At 53.3% G+C, this 14,803-nt stretch carries 13 protein-coding genes and 1 tRNA gene; 9 read left to right on the top strand and 5 right to left on the bottom strand.

Annotated features, from left to right (window positions below):
- Window positions 1-22 precede the first annotated feature (22 nt).
- The gene (locus AC2TEM_RS03765; RefSeq protein WP_170421108.1) at window positions 23-682 is read right to left on the bottom strand and encodes a DsbA family oxidoreductase; all 660 of its coding nucleotides are present in this window, start codon (window positions 680-682) and stop codon (window positions 23-25) included.
- Window positions 683-811: 129 nt separating this feature from the next.
- On the opposite strand from AC2TEM_RS03765, the gene AC2TEM_RS03760 reads away from it, so the two are divergent.
- The 3 genes from AC2TEM_RS03760 to AC2TEM_RS03750 all read left to right on the top strand — a co-directional run bounded on the left by AC2TEM_RS03760 (window position 812) and on the right by AC2TEM_RS03750 (window position 3,457).
- Window positions 812-898 (top strand) — tRNA-Leu (locus tag AC2TEM_RS03760).
- A gap of 126 nt (window positions 899-1,024) precedes the next feature.
- Window positions 1,025-2,710 (top strand): DUF6538 domain-containing protein, encoded by a 1,686-nt coding sequence (locus AC2TEM_RS03755; RefSeq protein ID WP_480856000.1) that lies wholly within the window; start codon window positions 1,025-1,027, stop codon window positions 2,708-2,710.
- Between the two features lie 66 nt (window positions 2,711-2,776).
- Window positions 2,777-3,457, top strand: a complete 681-nt coding sequence (locus tag AC2TEM_RS03750) for a hypothetical protein (RefSeq protein WP_480855999.1) — start codon at window positions 2,777-2,779, stop codon at window positions 3,455-3,457.
- A gap of 171 nt (window positions 3,458-3,628) precedes the next feature.
- Here the strand turns inward: AC2TEM_RS03750 and AC2TEM_RS03745 are convergent, their stop codons facing one another.
- The 4 genes from AC2TEM_RS03745 to AC2TEM_RS03730 are packed head-to-tail and all read right to left on the bottom strand — an operon-like array spanning window position 3,629 to window position 8,692.
- Complete coding sequence (locus AC2TEM_RS03745) at window positions 3,629-5,014, bottom strand: hypothetical protein (RefSeq protein ID WP_480855998.1); 1,386 nt, start codon at window positions 5,012-5,014, stop codon at window positions 3,629-3,631.
- A 28-nt stretch (window positions 5,015-5,042) separates the two neighbouring features.
- A complete protein-coding gene (locus AC2TEM_RS03740) occupies window positions 5,043-7,298 on the bottom strand; it encodes a topoisomerase DNA-binding C4 zinc finger domain-containing protein (protein ID WP_480855997.1) in 2,256 nt (751 codons plus the stop codon).
- A complete protein-coding gene (locus AC2TEM_RS03735; RefSeq protein ID WP_480855996.1) occupies window positions 7,264-8,010 on the bottom strand; it encodes a PP2C family serine/threonine-protein phosphatase in 747 nt (248 codons plus the stop codon). The genes AC2TEM_RS03740 and AC2TEM_RS03735 overlap by 35 nt, the downstream gene beginning before the upstream one ends.
- Before the next feature lie 4 nt (window positions 8,011-8,014).
- Window positions 8,015-8,692, bottom strand: coding sequence for a vWA domain-containing protein (locus AC2TEM_RS03730; protein WP_480855995.1), 678 nt, complete (start codon window positions 8,690-8,692; stop codon window positions 8,015-8,017).
- Window positions 8,693-8,995: 303 nt separating this feature from the next.
- Here AC2TEM_RS03730 and AC2TEM_RS03725 point away from each other — a divergent pair, with 303 nt between their 5' ends.
- The 6 genes from AC2TEM_RS03725 (at window position 8,996) to AC2TEM_RS03700 (ending at window position 14,688) form a co-directional block, all read left to right on the top strand.
- Window positions 8,996-9,550 (top strand): hypothetical protein, encoded by a 555-nt coding sequence (locus tag AC2TEM_RS03725; RefSeq protein WP_480855994.1) that lies wholly within the window; start codon window positions 8,996-8,998, stop codon window positions 9,548-9,550.
- Window positions 9,525-9,947, top strand: coding sequence for a BTB/POZ domain-containing protein (locus AC2TEM_RS03720; RefSeq protein WP_480855993.1), 423 nt, complete (start codon window positions 9,525-9,527; stop codon window positions 9,945-9,947). The genes AC2TEM_RS03725 and AC2TEM_RS03720 overlap by 26 nt, the downstream gene beginning before the upstream one ends.
- Window positions 9,948-9,959: 12 nt before the next feature.
- Window positions 9,960-10,172 (top strand): hypothetical protein, encoded by a 213-nt coding sequence (locus tag AC2TEM_RS03715; protein WP_480855992.1) that lies wholly within the window; start codon window positions 9,960-9,962, stop codon window positions 10,170-10,172.
- Window positions 10,173-10,398: 226 nt separating this feature from the next.
- A complete protein-coding gene (locus AC2TEM_RS03710) occupies window positions 10,399-10,725 on the top strand; it encodes a hypothetical protein (RefSeq protein ID WP_480855991.1) in 327 nt (108 codons plus the stop codon).
- A gap of 338 nt (window positions 10,726-11,063) precedes the next feature.
- Window positions 11,064-11,201 carry a hypothetical protein gene (locus AC2TEM_RS03705; RefSeq protein WP_480855990.1) on the top strand — a complete coding sequence of 46 codons (138 nt, stop codon included), beginning with the start codon at window positions 11,064-11,066 and terminating at the stop codon, window positions 11,199-11,201.
- Window positions 11,202-11,268: 67 nt separating this feature from the next.
- The gene (locus AC2TEM_RS03700) at window positions 11,269-14,688 is read left to right on the top strand and encodes a DUF927 domain-containing protein (RefSeq protein ID WP_480855989.1); all 3,420 of its coding nucleotides are present in this window, start codon (window positions 11,269-11,271) and stop codon (window positions 14,686-14,688) included.
- Window positions 14,689-14,803: the final 115 nt, after the last annotated feature.

Below are 14,803 nucleotides of genomic sequence, written 5' to 3'. Positions count from 1 at the left end.
TCTGCGGGGCAGGGGGAAGGGGTCAGGCGGCCTCGGCCAGGCAGCGTTGCAGGACCTGCGCATAAGTGTCCGTGCCCTGTGCGCCGGTCAGCAGATATTTCCCTCCAAACACCATCGAAGGCACGCCCGAGATGCCTCGGCTGGTCCAGAAATCTTGTTTTTCACGCACCGGTTGGGCATGCGCACCTGATTCAAGTGCGGTTCGCGCCGCCTCCGGGTCGAGCCCGGCCGCCTCGACCGCGCCTATCAACACTTCGACGTCAGAGACATCCTGTTGCTTGGTGAAATAGGTTTCGAACAAGGTCAGTTTCAGCGGATGCTGACGCCCCTGTGTTTCCGCCCAGTCAAGCAGTTGATGCGCGGCAAAGGTGTTCACGATTCTGCTGTCATCAGTGAAATTGAAGGTGAACCCAAGTTCAGTGCCCAACGCAGTCAATCGCTCCCGCGCCTGCTGGCTTTGTTCGGGCGTCGAGCCATATTTCTCGGCAATATGCTCCCTCAGATTCTGTCCCTCTGGCCCCATGTTGGGGTTCAGTTCGAACGGATGCCAGCGCAATCGGGCCAGCACATTCTCTTGCTTCAGTGCGGCATCGAGTTGACGAAAGCCGACAATACACCACGGACAGACCACATCCGAGACGACATCAATCTGCACTGTAGGGCGGGGATCGGGCGAGGGCATGGCTGCTCCAGATTGCATTGTATCGCGGTTAGATATGGCTAAAGCACGTGATTTCAATCGGCTGTGTTTTTGCCTCTTCACATCGCGCGGCTCAGCGTCTATACGCCCCTCTACCAAGTCATTGGCAGTGCGGTCGTGGCGGAATTGGTAGACGCGCAGCGTTGAGGTCGCTGTGGGGTAACACCCGTGGAAGTTCGAGTCTTCTCGACCGCACCAGAGCCTTGTGCAAGGTATCCCCCTGATATATAAGAAATCCCTGAAAAATAAGGCTTTCTGGCAAGGCTCGATATTGGATTTTGTGCACAGGCTTTGCACAAACCTTGCACAAACGGGGTTATACCAATGGAGAAAAATCAGGGTGACGCGCTCAAAATAGAGGGCGCTAAGCTCGTCGGCAGTACGTGGCATTACTATAAACGAGTGCCTAAACGACTCGTTGAGGCGTACGATCTATCGTCTTTCCCAAATTACAAAAACGGCTTTGTCAGGGGGTCTATGAAAACCAAGGACCCCGAAGCGGCTAAGAAGCTGGCAAGGGCGATGCTCGTGAGGTTGGACGAGTTGGAGGCAAAAATGTCCTCTGTGTCTGCGCGTGTGATGACCTACGGGGATTTGCAGCCGAAACAGCAATCCCAGCTTGACGGTGAAATCGCGGCCAAGGTCGAAGAGTTGCCAGTGGATCAGAAGCAATTGATCCAAAAGAGCGGCGGCGTTTGGCACGCAGGAGCAGCCATGCGTGAGCATGAGACACGCGCGGCGTTTTTGAATGCGGGGCAGGGTGCTGAGTATGACGTCAAAGATGGTACCGGCGAAGACTACGATCCCGATGAACGCGATCTGGAAGAGGCGCAGGAGTCTGGGCGTATCGCGCTACACAAGAAGAAAGGTAAAGCGCTTCGGGACGCTTTGACTGCCGCAGAGGTGATCGAACCAACGGCTGACGCCGTTAACGGGCTTCGTGGTCTCTTGGACAAGTTCTGTGAGGCGAAAGGGTACGTTCACACCGACAAGATCAAGAATAAGACCCGTGGGCAGTATGAATACGCTGTGAGACGGTTCGTCGAATATCACGGTGATGTGCCGCTTGCTGACCTTACAAAGAAGCACCTAACCAGTTTTGCGGCGGACTTTTTAAAGCTGCCGGTCTCATCGCGCAAAGACGTTCGCCCGTTATCGTTCTGGGATGCTGTGAAAGTGGCGGACCGTGAAGGCCTTCCCCGCGCGTCAGCGCGAACACGGGACCAGAACTTGACGCTGTTGAAGTCTCTGATGGCGTATGCGGTGAACGAGGGCGACCGTGACGACGATGCCAAGTGGGGTGGCTACACGGTTGTTGAGAAGAAGGGAAAGGTCAGCGCGAGGCAAAGCAACAAGCGCTATGTGTTCAGTCGTGACGATGTAAAAAGGGTTGTGGATCACGCGCAGAAGACTCGCGATCCAAACACTGTGGATTTCTGGGGGCCGCTCTTAGGCGCGTTTCACGGCTTGCGACTTGAAGAGGTCTCACAAATACGCGTCAGTGACCTGACAACCCAAGATGGTTTCTTGTGTGTTGCCGTCACCGACGAAGCTGAATTGCAGAAAGTCAAAAACGAAAACACCTTTCGCACGATTCCGGTGCACCTTGGCCTTGTGGATCGTGGATTTGAAGACTTTTTAAGCCGCCGCCGTAAGGCGGGCGGTGACATGCTATTCATGGAAGCTGAGCGTTGGGGTGGGAACCTTCACGAAGTCGCCCATGATGGACAGGGCCGGTTTGGCACTTATTACGGCGCACGCTTCATTGGTGATCTTGGTAAGCTGGGTATCACTGGTTACAAAGCTGGTTTTCACAGTTTCCGCCACGCTTGGGCTGATTTGGCTCGTAACGCCGGTATCGGACCTGAACAGCGCCGCGCGCTTGCTGGTCGTGATAGCGATAGTGAAAGCGAGGGGTACCGCGTCGATCCAACGGAAGATGGATACGGCCACGGTTTCAGCATTGAAGTTCTGGCAGAAAGTTTGAACAAGTTGAGGCCATTAGGCTGAGTGTACTGACACGATGTTTCGGGTGGTGCATGGGAGGGTCTTCCTGCCTCAAGAGAAGAGAGATTTATGAAGCACGAGACAATTAACTCGATTATTGCCGCACTCGGACTGTGCCTTGCGTCGGTCACGGCTTGGCACCAGTTCGCACCGGCTTCGGATGCAATAGAGTTGACCACTGAGGGGCGGGTAAACCTTGGACGTGGGCTCGAAATCGAACCTCTTGGTCCCGTGCCGTTGTTTGGTGATGAAACACATGTCTCTACGGCTGGCCCAGTCGCATGGAAGGTGCGCGTATACAACGCATCGGATCGTCCTGTGTCGATTGTCTCATTCTCTGTCTATTTGTTGGACGACAGTAATGGACTGATCGAGTATTCGACCATGAAAGAACGTCTTTCATCTTACGATTCAACGCTGGCGGAACAGAGATTGCCGGAGAATATCGACGGGAGGGAAGCAAAGGCCTTTCTGGTGTCTCTGTCTATGCCATTCCTGAGCGATGAGGGAGATGGCGGAAAATGCGAAGATCAGGAAACTAGCCTTTCCGATTTGGAGCGTTGCTTTTTCTTGAAAGGGCGTGATCTTTTTGGAAACTCAGTTTCCGTCACGAAATACGGAGAAGATGAGCAAAGCCCAATTTCGGTAAGTTGGGACAAAGGTGCATCAAGCCCTCAATTCGTCTTGGTTTTTGAGACGGCAGATGGGTCAATTTTTGAAACGAGACTTACATATTTCCCAAACTTCTGAAGTGCGTGAAGCTTGGTCTAGGCGCGCCGCAATTTGCGGCGGCATCCCTCGGAGTGAGGCCCGCGTCAGCGGGCCTTTTTTTACCAGCATCGCGACCCGTTCTATCGCGTTTTCGAAACTCTGCGCTACACGGGCCCCGGAGACCATGGGCGCAATGGCTGCCGCCCTGAGCTAGGATTTGCTATCAATGCGTATTTTCATCTCTTCTATGAACAACGGAAGTTCATCTTCCATCGCGCGATCAAAGCTACCATGTCCGTTAAAGGGTAGATCGTGCTCCTTCGTTCCAGCTTGTTTATGCTTGATGATCAACCAATTCGAGAAGTGGATGAACCCTTCTATACAAACGTCTGTAAGATACTTTCCAACGAAAGCGGCATTTCGGAACTCAGGGTCCACTGGCATTCTGTCGCCGTGAACGATTTCACTTCGCTTCGAATAAAACTCAGCAACCTTTCCATTCAATTCTGGACGCCAGCCAGAGTACTCCAGAAGGAGGCGAGAACGTTTCGCGAGTTGTTGTTTCTTGCCTTTGTCATTCGTCACGAAGATGGATTCGAGGCAGTTTGAAAAGGCGACTATTCTCTCAGCGTCACTGATCTGACTATTGCCAAGGTCGAGCCAAATCACTGCGGTAACAATCTTTGACTCTAGGTAACTCCATTGCCCTAGATTCATTGCTTTGTTTAGAAAGGCTCCGAACACCAGAAACCATGATCTTGAGCTTTCACTTAGCAGACGCACTGCTACTTCCTCGTCCATCCCGGTGGCAATGAATTGACGCCTCCACCCTAAACAAATCTTGGATGGGTCTTCGCCGTTCGGTTCGGATGTAAGACTGTAGCGCAATAGTCCTGGCATTGATTGCTTCTCGTTGCCCAGCCATTGCGCATGTTCCCGTTCAAGGCGAGACTTGATAGAAGCAACGGCCAAGCGAACTATAAAAAAAGCCCTGTCTTCGGAGCTAATTTCGTCAAAGCCATCAATGCGAACATGTGCGATCCAGTTCTGTACTTGATAAAATGACTTCAGCTCATCGACCTTTAGCGAATTATCGGTTTGAATTCTCTTTGCGTGATGCTTAAGAAAGTACTCTTTTTTGATAAATGTGACTGGGCCAATCTTGAATGTTGTTACGCCCTTAATGCTTGGAGCTATGCAAGGAATATAGAACTCTCTGGGCTTTAAATGGATCGATAGCGTTTTCGTTATGCAGCCTTCGATGAAGTCTCGTTCATCAATCTCTTTCCCCTCGCTGATCATACGCCCAAGCTCTTCTGAAAGTAGCTGAAAAAAAGGGTTAACTTTGACCTTTCCTACCAAGCGCTTGTCACTTGCTACAATTGCGCGCGCGAGAGCGGCTAGCTCGTCGTGTGCAGCCTTACCTATCAATCGGCGCTGGTTGTCAGGAAATGGAATGTCGTAGGTCCAGCCCTCTTCTGTAATGAGCTGCCTGAGCTTTGTGATGTTCGTTGAAATCTCTGAGCAGCGAACCAGTTCACTAAGCACAAAGCTGAGTGTTTTCCGGATTTGGCGTTTTGTTGGCCGCTTTGCCATTGTTGTGATCTTTCGACAGCGCTTTAAATTAGTTTCTTGTCCCACGGCATCTAGGGAATCTTGAACACCCCCAGAATTTATTACCCGCATTCGGTCCTTTTTTGGCAGTGCGCCGGACCATGCGTGAACCACACGCTGGGCAACTAGGAGTGGTCGGTTTTGACGAAGACGGAGCAATCTTTCGGGGTGGCGACGAGTGCTGAATTGTAGGCGAACTTGGTTTAGTTCGGGTGAACGGTTGAGGTTGGTAGCTAGGGGATTTTATAGGGTTTGGCCTTCCGGTAATCGGAAGCGAAAAGGAAACATTTGAGCTTGGGACGGTTCCACCTAGATGCACAATGTCTTGTGCGGCCTGCTCCCGACGTGCGAGTGCCGTTTGAAGACCTTGGTCTTGCTTGGTTGTTGAAGCCAAGGCGTTTACTTGGCTTTTGGAAGTTCTGAGTGTTTTCAAGCCATTGCGTATCTGTGCTTCTAGCATACTCTTGTGGGCGGAAAACTTTGCTTTGAGGGCGTTTTCGTCCGTGGCGTCCTGAGCATTTGGAGCCGTATTATATCGAAAATCTGACTCCAGCACGCGCCTCCACGCCAACAGTTTGCCGGACATAACCGCTCCAAATCCGGGAACGCCATTAACCGCTGCAAAGGAAACATCTGCGGCAGTTTCGATGCCGAATGAAATGAGTCTTGCCTTCTTGGCGGGGCCGATACCGGAAATCTGAGCGCCTCGAATTGGATGCCGGTCGAGGAAAGAGATTAGCTGGCGCTCTTTTCGGGTAGATTTGAGTTTTTGTAACTCACGGTTCAGATCGCTATCAAAGCTATTATACGAAGCGATAGCAGCCTCGGTATCACTTTGTACTCTTAGAACCTGTGCAAGACCACTTCTCTGTATAATGTTGTTCAGTTCATGCTGAATGTTGTCTTCGGCGAGGTTGAATGCTTCCCTAAATGGCTGCGCGTCGACTTGTCTATCTCCTATCATCGACCAGCCCCACCCTCCTAATCCCAACCATAGAAACCAAGCGGGGGAGGCAAAGATCAGGCCAGCAAGCGCACCACATATCAACAAGGCTCCAAACAGAGCCTTACCTTGCTTTGAGCGTTTGGCCTCTTTGAGTTTTAAACTTATTCCGGCACCAGTTGGACTCGGAGGAAGTAGGTCGTCGATTGTAGGGAACTTGAAAGCTAGAATTTCGCGGATCGCCTGTTCGGTCGCGCGCGCATCTGTTGGGTTACGATGGGCGGCAACAGACAAATTTGGGAACATGTCAAAGCCGCTGGATCCAGCCATCGCACACCAAACACATTGTTTGGCATTAGTGGGGTAGTAGTGCGTCGATACCCTACTACACCGGCACAAATTTGCTTCGAGTTTGGTTAGTGCATCAATCCACGCGGATGCGCTGGGACGGTCCTGCGCGCGGGTTCCGAAAGCGTTTTCAAAGTTTTGTGCTATGGCATCAGGAAAGACGTCGAGCGGTAGTGTGCCGGGAGGGGGAGAAGTCAAGGTTTCCGCTTTTCGCGTCATCGAAAAAGCGAAGCGGTTTTGGGCAATGGCTTCACCCATGGAGATGTCTGGCCCGTTGTACCGCCCTGCGTAGGGATGCCGACCCATGAACAATAGATGGAAAATCGCAATTGCTAAACCGAAGTTGTCGTGGCCTACGGTTCGCTCCACGGACGCAAAGTTCTTCCCGTGGAGTTCCGGAGGCGTGAATTCAGGAACCCCGACAAGACAAGGATAAGCTTGTCCGTTCAGACTAAACTGGAAACTATCGGCATCAATAAGTGCTACAGTGGCATCATTTCCGACAAGTATGCCCGAATGGTTCAAATCGCCGATCACGCAACCAGTCTGATGGACCTTTCCAACTGCCCGTGCAACGTTTGAGGCGGTATGAATCAAGAACCGAAAATCGGCCTTCGGAAAATGACGCTGTCGCGACTTCGGGCTATACAACTCGTGCAGCGGGCGGTAGCCCGAAACCAATCGCATCACGAAACCCAAGAATCCGCCTTGTTTGTCTGTGATGACTTCACCGGGGTAAGCGACAAGGTCGGTCTTCGATGCGAGACCTTCACCGACCATTGCGCGTACTTTTCTTTCGCGTTTCGTACGCAAATCCGGGTTGTAGATTTTGGCAGCTTGTCCTGACCGCCCGTTTATTGCGTAGACTTCGCCCTCGCCCCCCTTTCCAATCATTTCGGCGATTGAATAGCGCTCGTTTCCGACAATTATTTCTTTCACTCTATCCTCCGGAAATGAGGATGAGCGTTTTGTCATCATCGGTACGTTCGCAGACCGAAGGCTGACGTAGATATGCCGCCAGTCTTTCCGATAGCTCAGTTAACCGCCCTTGTCCGGTTGCTTTGTCAACTGGACGCATCATTGGATTGAAAAATTGAGGATGCGCGACCTCTTCTTTATGCGATAATGCCAAGTCGCCAACGCCATCTGAGAACAACGCGAATGCATCATGCTCAGTCGGTCGCCGGGTAATTGTCAAACGAGGTTCCGGGTCATCGGTTACGAAGTACGTGCTTGACGCGTATTCTCCGTTTTCAGGCCAACACAGAACGTCCCAACCATCAGGGACTCTTCCCACTACGGCACTGTCACCCACTTGCATGGTAAGGGTTTCTTCTGGCGTAATCAAAACGGCGGCTAACGTAGCGGCAAACTGTCGGGGTGTACTCTCCTTTCGCGTGGCTGCTGCCGCAATGCGATCCCTTAGTTCGTCAATCCAGTCGGTTAGCACTGCATTGCTTGGCACCGTGGAGTTTTCGTGCATCCATGCGCGAAAGCATACCGTCAATGAACGGCAGACAAGCCATGCGCCTTGCGCACCAAACTGCGCACTACCAGCTCCATCCGAAACAACAGCGAATATACAATCATCCCTGAGAGGGGAAACCGCATAGGCGTCTTGCAGCCTGCTGCCGGATCGTATGTGCGACGTACCAATAACGGACGCTGACGCCCATTTCCACGTCACTCGATTACCCCGCTACAGCCCAGCCGTCTGGGGCAGTCGGATTTTCAAGCGGAACGGCGTCACCGGGATTGGACTGGGAAACAGCGCTAAGCGAACTGGACAACCACTGAAATAGTTCTTTGAACGCAAGACCTTTGAGCTTTAGAGGTTGCCGCGTGGCCAGTTGAGAAAGAACTCCCATGTCCGCCTGTTCGACACCGACCGTATAGAACATAAATTCCTTGCGCTCTTCCCCTTCGTGAACGCGGCGTTTGGCCTCGTCCCAATTGTCAGTTGGTGCGCCGTCCGTAATTAGAAATACCCACGGGCGATAGTATTTGACGCCATTTTCACGATATCGATCCTTACGCTGACGTAGCATGTCCAAACCGGTCACGACTGCTTCACCCATTGGAGTGGCTCCGCCAACTTCAAGAGCTTCTGGGTAAAAGCAATCCACCGTTGCGAAGTCAGAGCGGTTCTCGACCGGCCCAAAAGTCACCATTGCCAATTCGACGCGTTTGGAGGCCATCGGGTCATTTAGTAATTCTTGGCGTAATGTGGCCAACCCCTCGTTTAGCTCCGCTATCGGCGCTCCATTCATCGAATAAGAGGTGTCCAGCAACAATACGACAGGGCATCGCTGCTCTGGATTCTCAGCAAACTCTGCATCGCTAAATGGTTGCTGCTCGAAATCTTCCATTTTTGTCCTCAAAATGTCTGTTCACACGCTTAAATCCCACATGGATTCTCAAATTGATAACACAACCGGAGAGGAGATGAAGCTTCATTCGAAGTTCCAAACAGTGACATATTAACTGACACCAGCGCTGCCTTCGATTGCACAAAACTGTGCCTGACTGAAACCAGACCGTTAACCGTCTGGCCTTTGACATTTTCTCGTTTTTGTGGCATGTTTCTCTTAGAAATCTGAGGCACCGGGGGTGTCTAAACCAACGCCGGGGGCGTTGTCATTTCATCTCAAAATCAAACACTTGGAGGGCCTATGAGCCACGAACTCCATTGTATCAGCACGGCTGAATTGTGCCGTGCGTACAGTATAACTTCACGTACTGGGCATCGCTGGCTGAATGAACGCGATCCTGCATTTCGCCATCGCGAGGGTAACGAGCATTTCTACGCGCTTGCGGACTTAATCCCCCGTGTTCCCGATCCGCGGCCTTTGTTGCGAGCTTCGCGTCAGACGTGTGTCAATTCGCCTGCTGACATTGATTTGGGGACGGCACCTCAGGCTCGTTCGAAGCGCCTAAGGGCGTCCCTCGGAGATGCCGAACGCGAACGCGCCGCAGAGATTCAGGCTGAGTTTCGGGAAGTTGTAGCACGGGCGTTCTGGGAGAAAGTTGTACATCTGGATTCCGCCTTTCTCGCCGATGCTCTTTTGATCCATCCAGCGATCATCCACGCAATCTTTGGCGATGACCTTCCCGAAAATTGGGAAGGTTTCTGCATCGCCTTCACCATCAAGAACAGTTCAACCACGGCTATTTGGAACATGGCCAAAACAAACAACTACTATGAAGGAAACAAACATGCCGCATGACGTGGAGTTCGTCATCACCGATGAAATGGTCGCATTTAGTGAAGAGGCGAACGGCGCAACGGAAGCGCTGCTGGAAAACCTGAACAGCGCGAGTGCCGGTGCCCGGTTGTCGTCAGTCCTTGCGAAGGTCACTGCCATTGTGGCCAGTGAATACGGGGTAGAGATCACCCCCGATCAGGCATTGACGCTGCCCGGCGTTAAGTCGGCGGTACTGGCGAAAGTCGATGTCGACCGCGACACGATCATTTCCAGCGCGAGGAACAAGGTTCCTTCTGTTGCGTACGCCGCTGGAAACTGGACGCGAAGCGATTGTGACGAAAATCAGCAGCCTTCGAACTGGGATGAATTGCCGCCCGCTCAAAAGATTAACTGGGCGCGCCGCCATGGCTTGGCGTAAGGCGGTGGCGGAATGATTGCCCAAGAGAAATCACTTTTCGCAGGAGGTCCAATCCCGCCGTCGCTCACTGCGGCGCAAGAGAAACGCAAGACCGCGCGCGACGACAAGTGGCGCGCAGCTTCTGAGCTTCGTTCCGACATGTCACAAGCTGAGAAGGACGATGAGGAGGCGCGTCTCCGCGCGGAGATCAATGCCATCTTGGAGGCACGCAATGAGGCAGCATAGCAAGATGCCTCGTGCTTTGCAGCGTGCTCTCAGACGCGCCCAGTTGTGGCACGCTAGCCGCATTGCCTGTGATGACGAAGCTACGTGGAGGACCGCTTGGCCTGCTATCGGAGCAGAGATTGATGCCATTTTATTCGACGAATTCGGAACCTGACTGGCACTGTTGATCCCCGGTGGCAGACCCCACCGCGTCACCCCAACAATCAACCTGACTAGGAGAAAAGAAATGTTCGATATTGAACACCCCGGTAAAATTGCCGGTGAATCGGCGCGTGCGCTATTGGCGCGAATGTTCAACCATGACAAGCGGGACGGTCTGGGCGGCTACTACATCAACAGGCAGGATGTGGAGCGCCTTCGTAAGTTACTGGATGAAGACTTCGAACTCGCAATGACCACAGCCGGATTTGAACCGCATCCGCGCCACCGACATCAATACTGGACTGGCCCCAGATCACCTGCCGGTGATGGTGCGAAGATTCGTTTTGAACCCCCGTGGTCACTGTTGCACGCGGTCGTCGAGCACTTCGGGGCTCAGGGAAGCAGTGCCTGACCATCATGAGGTGCGGCAGGGCGTCGCACTTCAGGAACATGCCTAATGTCATTTTGCCTGACCTCAGTTGTGTAGTTTTGCAAATGCACAAATGTTGGGCAGTTTTTGTCATTTAGAATTGCTCAATTCGAGGTTGGGGAAAGTGCCTCTGACTGTCCCGATCAGATGCAAGTAGATGTGACATTTTGCAAGAAATGCCAGTTTTTCTGACATGGCATCTTTGCTAAATAGAGAAGTAATAACAATACTTTAAGCGTTGATTTAAGGATGGATTGATTGCAGCTTCCCGGTGTCGGGCAGACCGGCATTTCAAAAACTAGAAGGAAGGAGCAACGGGTATGGAAAATCAACTTTTGGTAGCGTGCGAGCAGATCAAGCAGGTTTCAGAGCTTGAGCGGACTCCTGAAATTACAGCGCGTCTGCGGGCTTTGATCCGCGAGGCCTCCGGGCTGCTCGATGAGCTGGAAGCTGCGTGACGGCAACGGGCGGCGTTAGCCGCCCAAAAAACAGAAGGGGAAAGACACTGACTAGGAGAATGACTGAATGACGGCAATTAGAAAGGTGTTGGACAACACGCTTCCTTGGAATGCGGAGGAGACGTGGAACGATGCCTATATCCTCGGAGAAGCGTCCGCCGATTTTGACGCCCTTATGGATCGAACTGCGCCCTTGATCGAAAAGCACTGGGGAACCGGGGGCCCGAAGAAACAGGGCTGGCGCGCCAAGGAAAAGACGTGGGGCGAATGGCTGGCCGACAGTCTGACGTTCCATCGCGAACACGACCGGAAGGGCGGGGCAGGCTATGTGTTCGGTGCCAGCGCAAATGGGGAGCGAAAGGCCTCCAACATGCGTGGCATGGTTGCAATCGGCCTTGATGTAGAACCGGAGCAATCGCTGGAAGATGTGGTTGACCGTTGTGAAGCGTCTGGATTGGCAATTGTTCTTTACACGTCCCACAACTTCGACAGAACTACCGACTCCAAGCCGGTCGATTCCGTTCTTAAACACGGCACTGAAATCACCACAGAAACTGTCCGCGCATATCTGCGGAGCATGGAATCCTATTCTGAAGAGTTCATTCTGCAGTGCGAACTAGTGGACCCACGGGCCGACATTGACGGCGAAATTAAGTGTGTTTGGTCTTGTCCGGCTTTGCAGAAGATGCGTGTCATTGCGATGTTTGCTGACCCGGTGGACGTTACTGAACTGGATATCAGCCCGAAGAGGGGGCCTGAAATCTGGGCCAACAAAGTGCGCGGCCTTGCTCAGAAACTTGGCTTGCAGATTGATCCTGTTGCCACGGACCCCAGCCGTATTCTGTACCTTGCAACGCATCGTCCTGGCGCAGACTATTATTGCGCGATCTTTAGAGGGCGTCCGATCAAGTGGGAAGAAATCCCCGATGTCGCGAACGGCGCGAACAATCCCTTTACCGCCGCAGGTGGTGGCACTGGTGGTTCGTCTATCCCGGAGGTGACCACGAGTACCGGAGTTGATGTAACTGGGCTTTATCGCCGCTATGGGAAGCGGTGGATGCTGGCGGACATGTTGGCGGACTCGCACGTAGCAAAGGAACAGGCTGGCGACCGTTTGCACGTGGAATGCCCATTTTCTGACAACCACACCACTGAAAGTGCCGTTAGCTCTACCAGTGTTTGGAATGCACCTGATACCGAAAACGGATTTGCAAAGGTGCTGTGCCTGCATTCTTGTAAGGAACGTTATCACACGGTTGATTACATTACTCAGTGGATCGAAGACGGTGTTATTGATCCCGACTGGCTGGAAGTCCCGGCATTCATGGTTGATGCTTCGGATCAGCCGGGACGCTTTGAAGAACTCACCCCTGAAGAAATCGCGGAACAGCAGGGCGAAGAAGCAGAACAGGCCGCAGATTTTGAAGCGCAGGCAGCAGCGTTCAATTATGACACAGCCAACGAGTCGGATGTAGAGTCCTTCCTTGGTGAGGTTCACGCGGCTGGTATCGAAGACGCAGCAATGCGGGAACGGATTTCACAGAACCTATCCAAGAGCACCGCTCTAAGCTTGCCGAAGGTTAGGGGAATTTGGGCGAAGTTCGACCGCGAAGCTCGGGCTAACGCCCGTCAGAAGCTTGCAGAAGCGCGCCGAAAAGCTGCCCCGGCACCCTACATTCCATTGGAAGATGCCACGACTAATACCGTTGAACGTGCCGCAGAAACCGCAGGGTGGTTGCCGTCTTTTGCTACCTACAAGGACGGATGGTTCTGGGCGGTAGATTTCGACAAGCCGGATGCTGGCTACAAGCGAGTCTGCCGCGCTTTTGAGGTTCCGCACGTGGCGTTCGGGGAAACCGAAGCTGGGCGGACAAATGAAATCACAATCCGATACCGGCACCGCTCAGCGCAGCGGGGTGTTGTGGAGTCCGTTTACCGTATCGGGGACACATATCGGGATACGGGATCGTTTCTGTCGCGCCTTGTGGATGAGGGACTTGAAACCGATCCGCAGGCGAAGTCTGAAACCATTGTGTCACTCCTTCGATCCGTAAACACCGACAACGAAGCCGTACTTGTTGAAAAGGCTGGGTGGCATGGGGATACCTATGTTTCGCCTTCCGGCGCTGTGGCAAACGCGGATGGGGTCCGTTACATCCTGCACCCCAAGGCCCGCGTTAGCGGGCGAACAAGGGGCACACTTGCCGAACACAATACTTACGCCACAACCGCCCTGATGGGCGTCAACGGCAAGTTGTTCCTTCCCGGCTACCTGTCCGGGTTGGTCGGGTGTCTAGTGGACTTCATCCAGAATGATGTGTCGCCTGTTGTGGCGCTGGAAGGTGACTCATCCAAGGGTAAGACGTCCGCCGGGAAGGCTGGTGCGGCACACTACGCACCGCCGGACAATACCGGTTTGTTCATGAAGGCAGATCAGACAGCAACGGCAACGGAATCCAATGCTGAACGCTCAAATGGTTCCGTGCTGGTGTTGGACGATGATGGTGCATCGAAGCTAGACGCAGGGGAAAAGCAGCGTATCACTTTGCAGTTGGCGGATGGTTCCGGTCGGGGGCGTGGTACGCGGGACGGTGGTGTGCAGCGCACCCGCACTTGGCACACCTGCTTTGTAACATCTGCCGAACGGGGCTTTCTCAACCGCCTGACGGCGGAGGGTGCAGACCCACTGACCGGGGCAGTAGCCCGTATTTTCTCTGTGGAATATGACGGCGCTGCCGATCTGGCAGAAGGTAGTGATGAGCTTGCCGCGATCCGGGCTTTGTCAGGCGATGACCCGGAAGCGGCTGTGTATGGTGTCACCGGGTTGGTGTTTGCTGAAAAGCTGGCGGAACTTGGTCGAGACATGGTGAGCAGCCGCGTTAGCGGCGTCATGGACGAATGGGCGGATTTGGTGAAGGGTGCAACCCGCCGCGTTGTGCGTCTAGCCGCGTTGTTTTGCGTTGCTGGTGAAGTCGCTCAGGAAGCTGGGATTTTCGGAGATCAAGTCCCCGTGCGCCAGTTCATGCGCGAACTTCTTGAGGATACTTTGAACGCCCGGATGGTGCATCTGGATACCGATAGCCAGCAGGTGGAGGCCCTACGTCGCGTTATCCTCCGGGGCATCCAGACGGGTAGCATTGTGTCCATGCACGAGTATCGGGATTTCAATCGACAGGAAATTCTGGGGTACTACGGACACCTGTCAGTAAACGGCAAACCGGACGATACTGCGCCGAAGAAGCTAAAGATCGCTGACGAGGAAATGCGGCTGCGCACTTACATTCTGCCTCTGGACCGTTTGGGCAAGCTGGGCATCACTACCGGGCACAAGGCGCTGGCAGACCGGCTGCGTGATGCTGGTGCGTTGGTTGAACGGAAGAAGGGCGCGCAGTCTCAGTGGTTCCACGACTACGTGCCCGGAGAGGGGAGCGGCATTAAGTGCATCCGGGTGTACGGTACATTTGTGCATGGTGTGGAGAACGATTAGGCGCGTTAGCGCCTAGTTGTCTATTCGGCCACAGGGCAGACAAACGGATAGGCAAATAGAAATCATTATAATTCAGCGGGTTGCAGACTATTTGTCTGTTTGTCCTACCTGTCTT

Source organism: Ruegeria sp. HKCCD3925, assembly GCF_057221175.1.
The sequence above is the reverse complement of the archived record's forward strand: the minus strand, read 5'-3'. Positions and strand labels throughout refer to the sequence as shown.

Coding starts and splice junctions, on each gene's coding strand:
- AC2TEM_RS03765 (WP_170421108.1), bottom strand. CDS start 682: ATGCCCTCGCCCGATCCCCGCCCTACAGTGCAGATTGATGTCGTCTCG.
- AC2TEM_RS03755 (WP_480856000.1), top strand. CDS start 1,025: ATGGAGAAAAATCAGGGTGACGCGCTCAAAATAGAGGGCGCTAAGCTC.
- AC2TEM_RS03750 (WP_480855999.1), top strand. CDS start 2,777: ATGAAGCACGAGACAATTAACTCGATTATTGCCGCACTCGGACTGTGC.
- AC2TEM_RS03745 (WP_480855998.1), bottom strand. CDS start 5,014: ATGGCAAAGCGGCCAACAAAACGCCAAATCCGGAAAACACTCAGCTTT.
- AC2TEM_RS03740 (WP_480855997.1), bottom strand. CDS start 7,298: ATGACAAAACGCTCATCCTCATTTCCGGAGGATAGAGTGAAAGAAATA.
- AC2TEM_RS03730 (WP_480855995.1), bottom strand. CDS start 8,692: ATGGAAGATTTCGAGCAGCAACCATTTAGCGATGCAGAGTTTGCTGAG.
- AC2TEM_RS03725 (WP_480855994.1), top strand. CDS start 8,996: ATGAGCCACGAACTCCATTGTATCAGCACGGCTGAATTGTGCCGTGCG.
- AC2TEM_RS03720 (WP_480855993.1), top strand. CDS start 9,525: ATGAAGGAAACAAACATGCCGCATGACGTGGAGTTCGTCATCACCGAT.
- AC2TEM_RS03715 (WP_480855992.1), top strand. CDS start 9,960: ATGATTGCCCAAGAGAAATCACTTTTCGCAGGAGGTCCAATCCCGCCG.
- AC2TEM_RS03710 (WP_480855991.1), top strand. CDS start 10,399: ATGTTCGATATTGAACACCCCGGTAAAATTGCCGGTGAATCGGCGCGT.
- AC2TEM_RS03705 (WP_480855990.1), top strand. CDS start 11,064: ATGGAAAATCAACTTTTGGTAGCGTGCGAGCAGATCAAGCAGGTTTCA.
- AC2TEM_RS03700 (WP_480855989.1), top strand. CDS start 11,269: ATGACGGCAATTAGAAAGGTGTTGGACAACACGCTTCCTTGGAATGCG.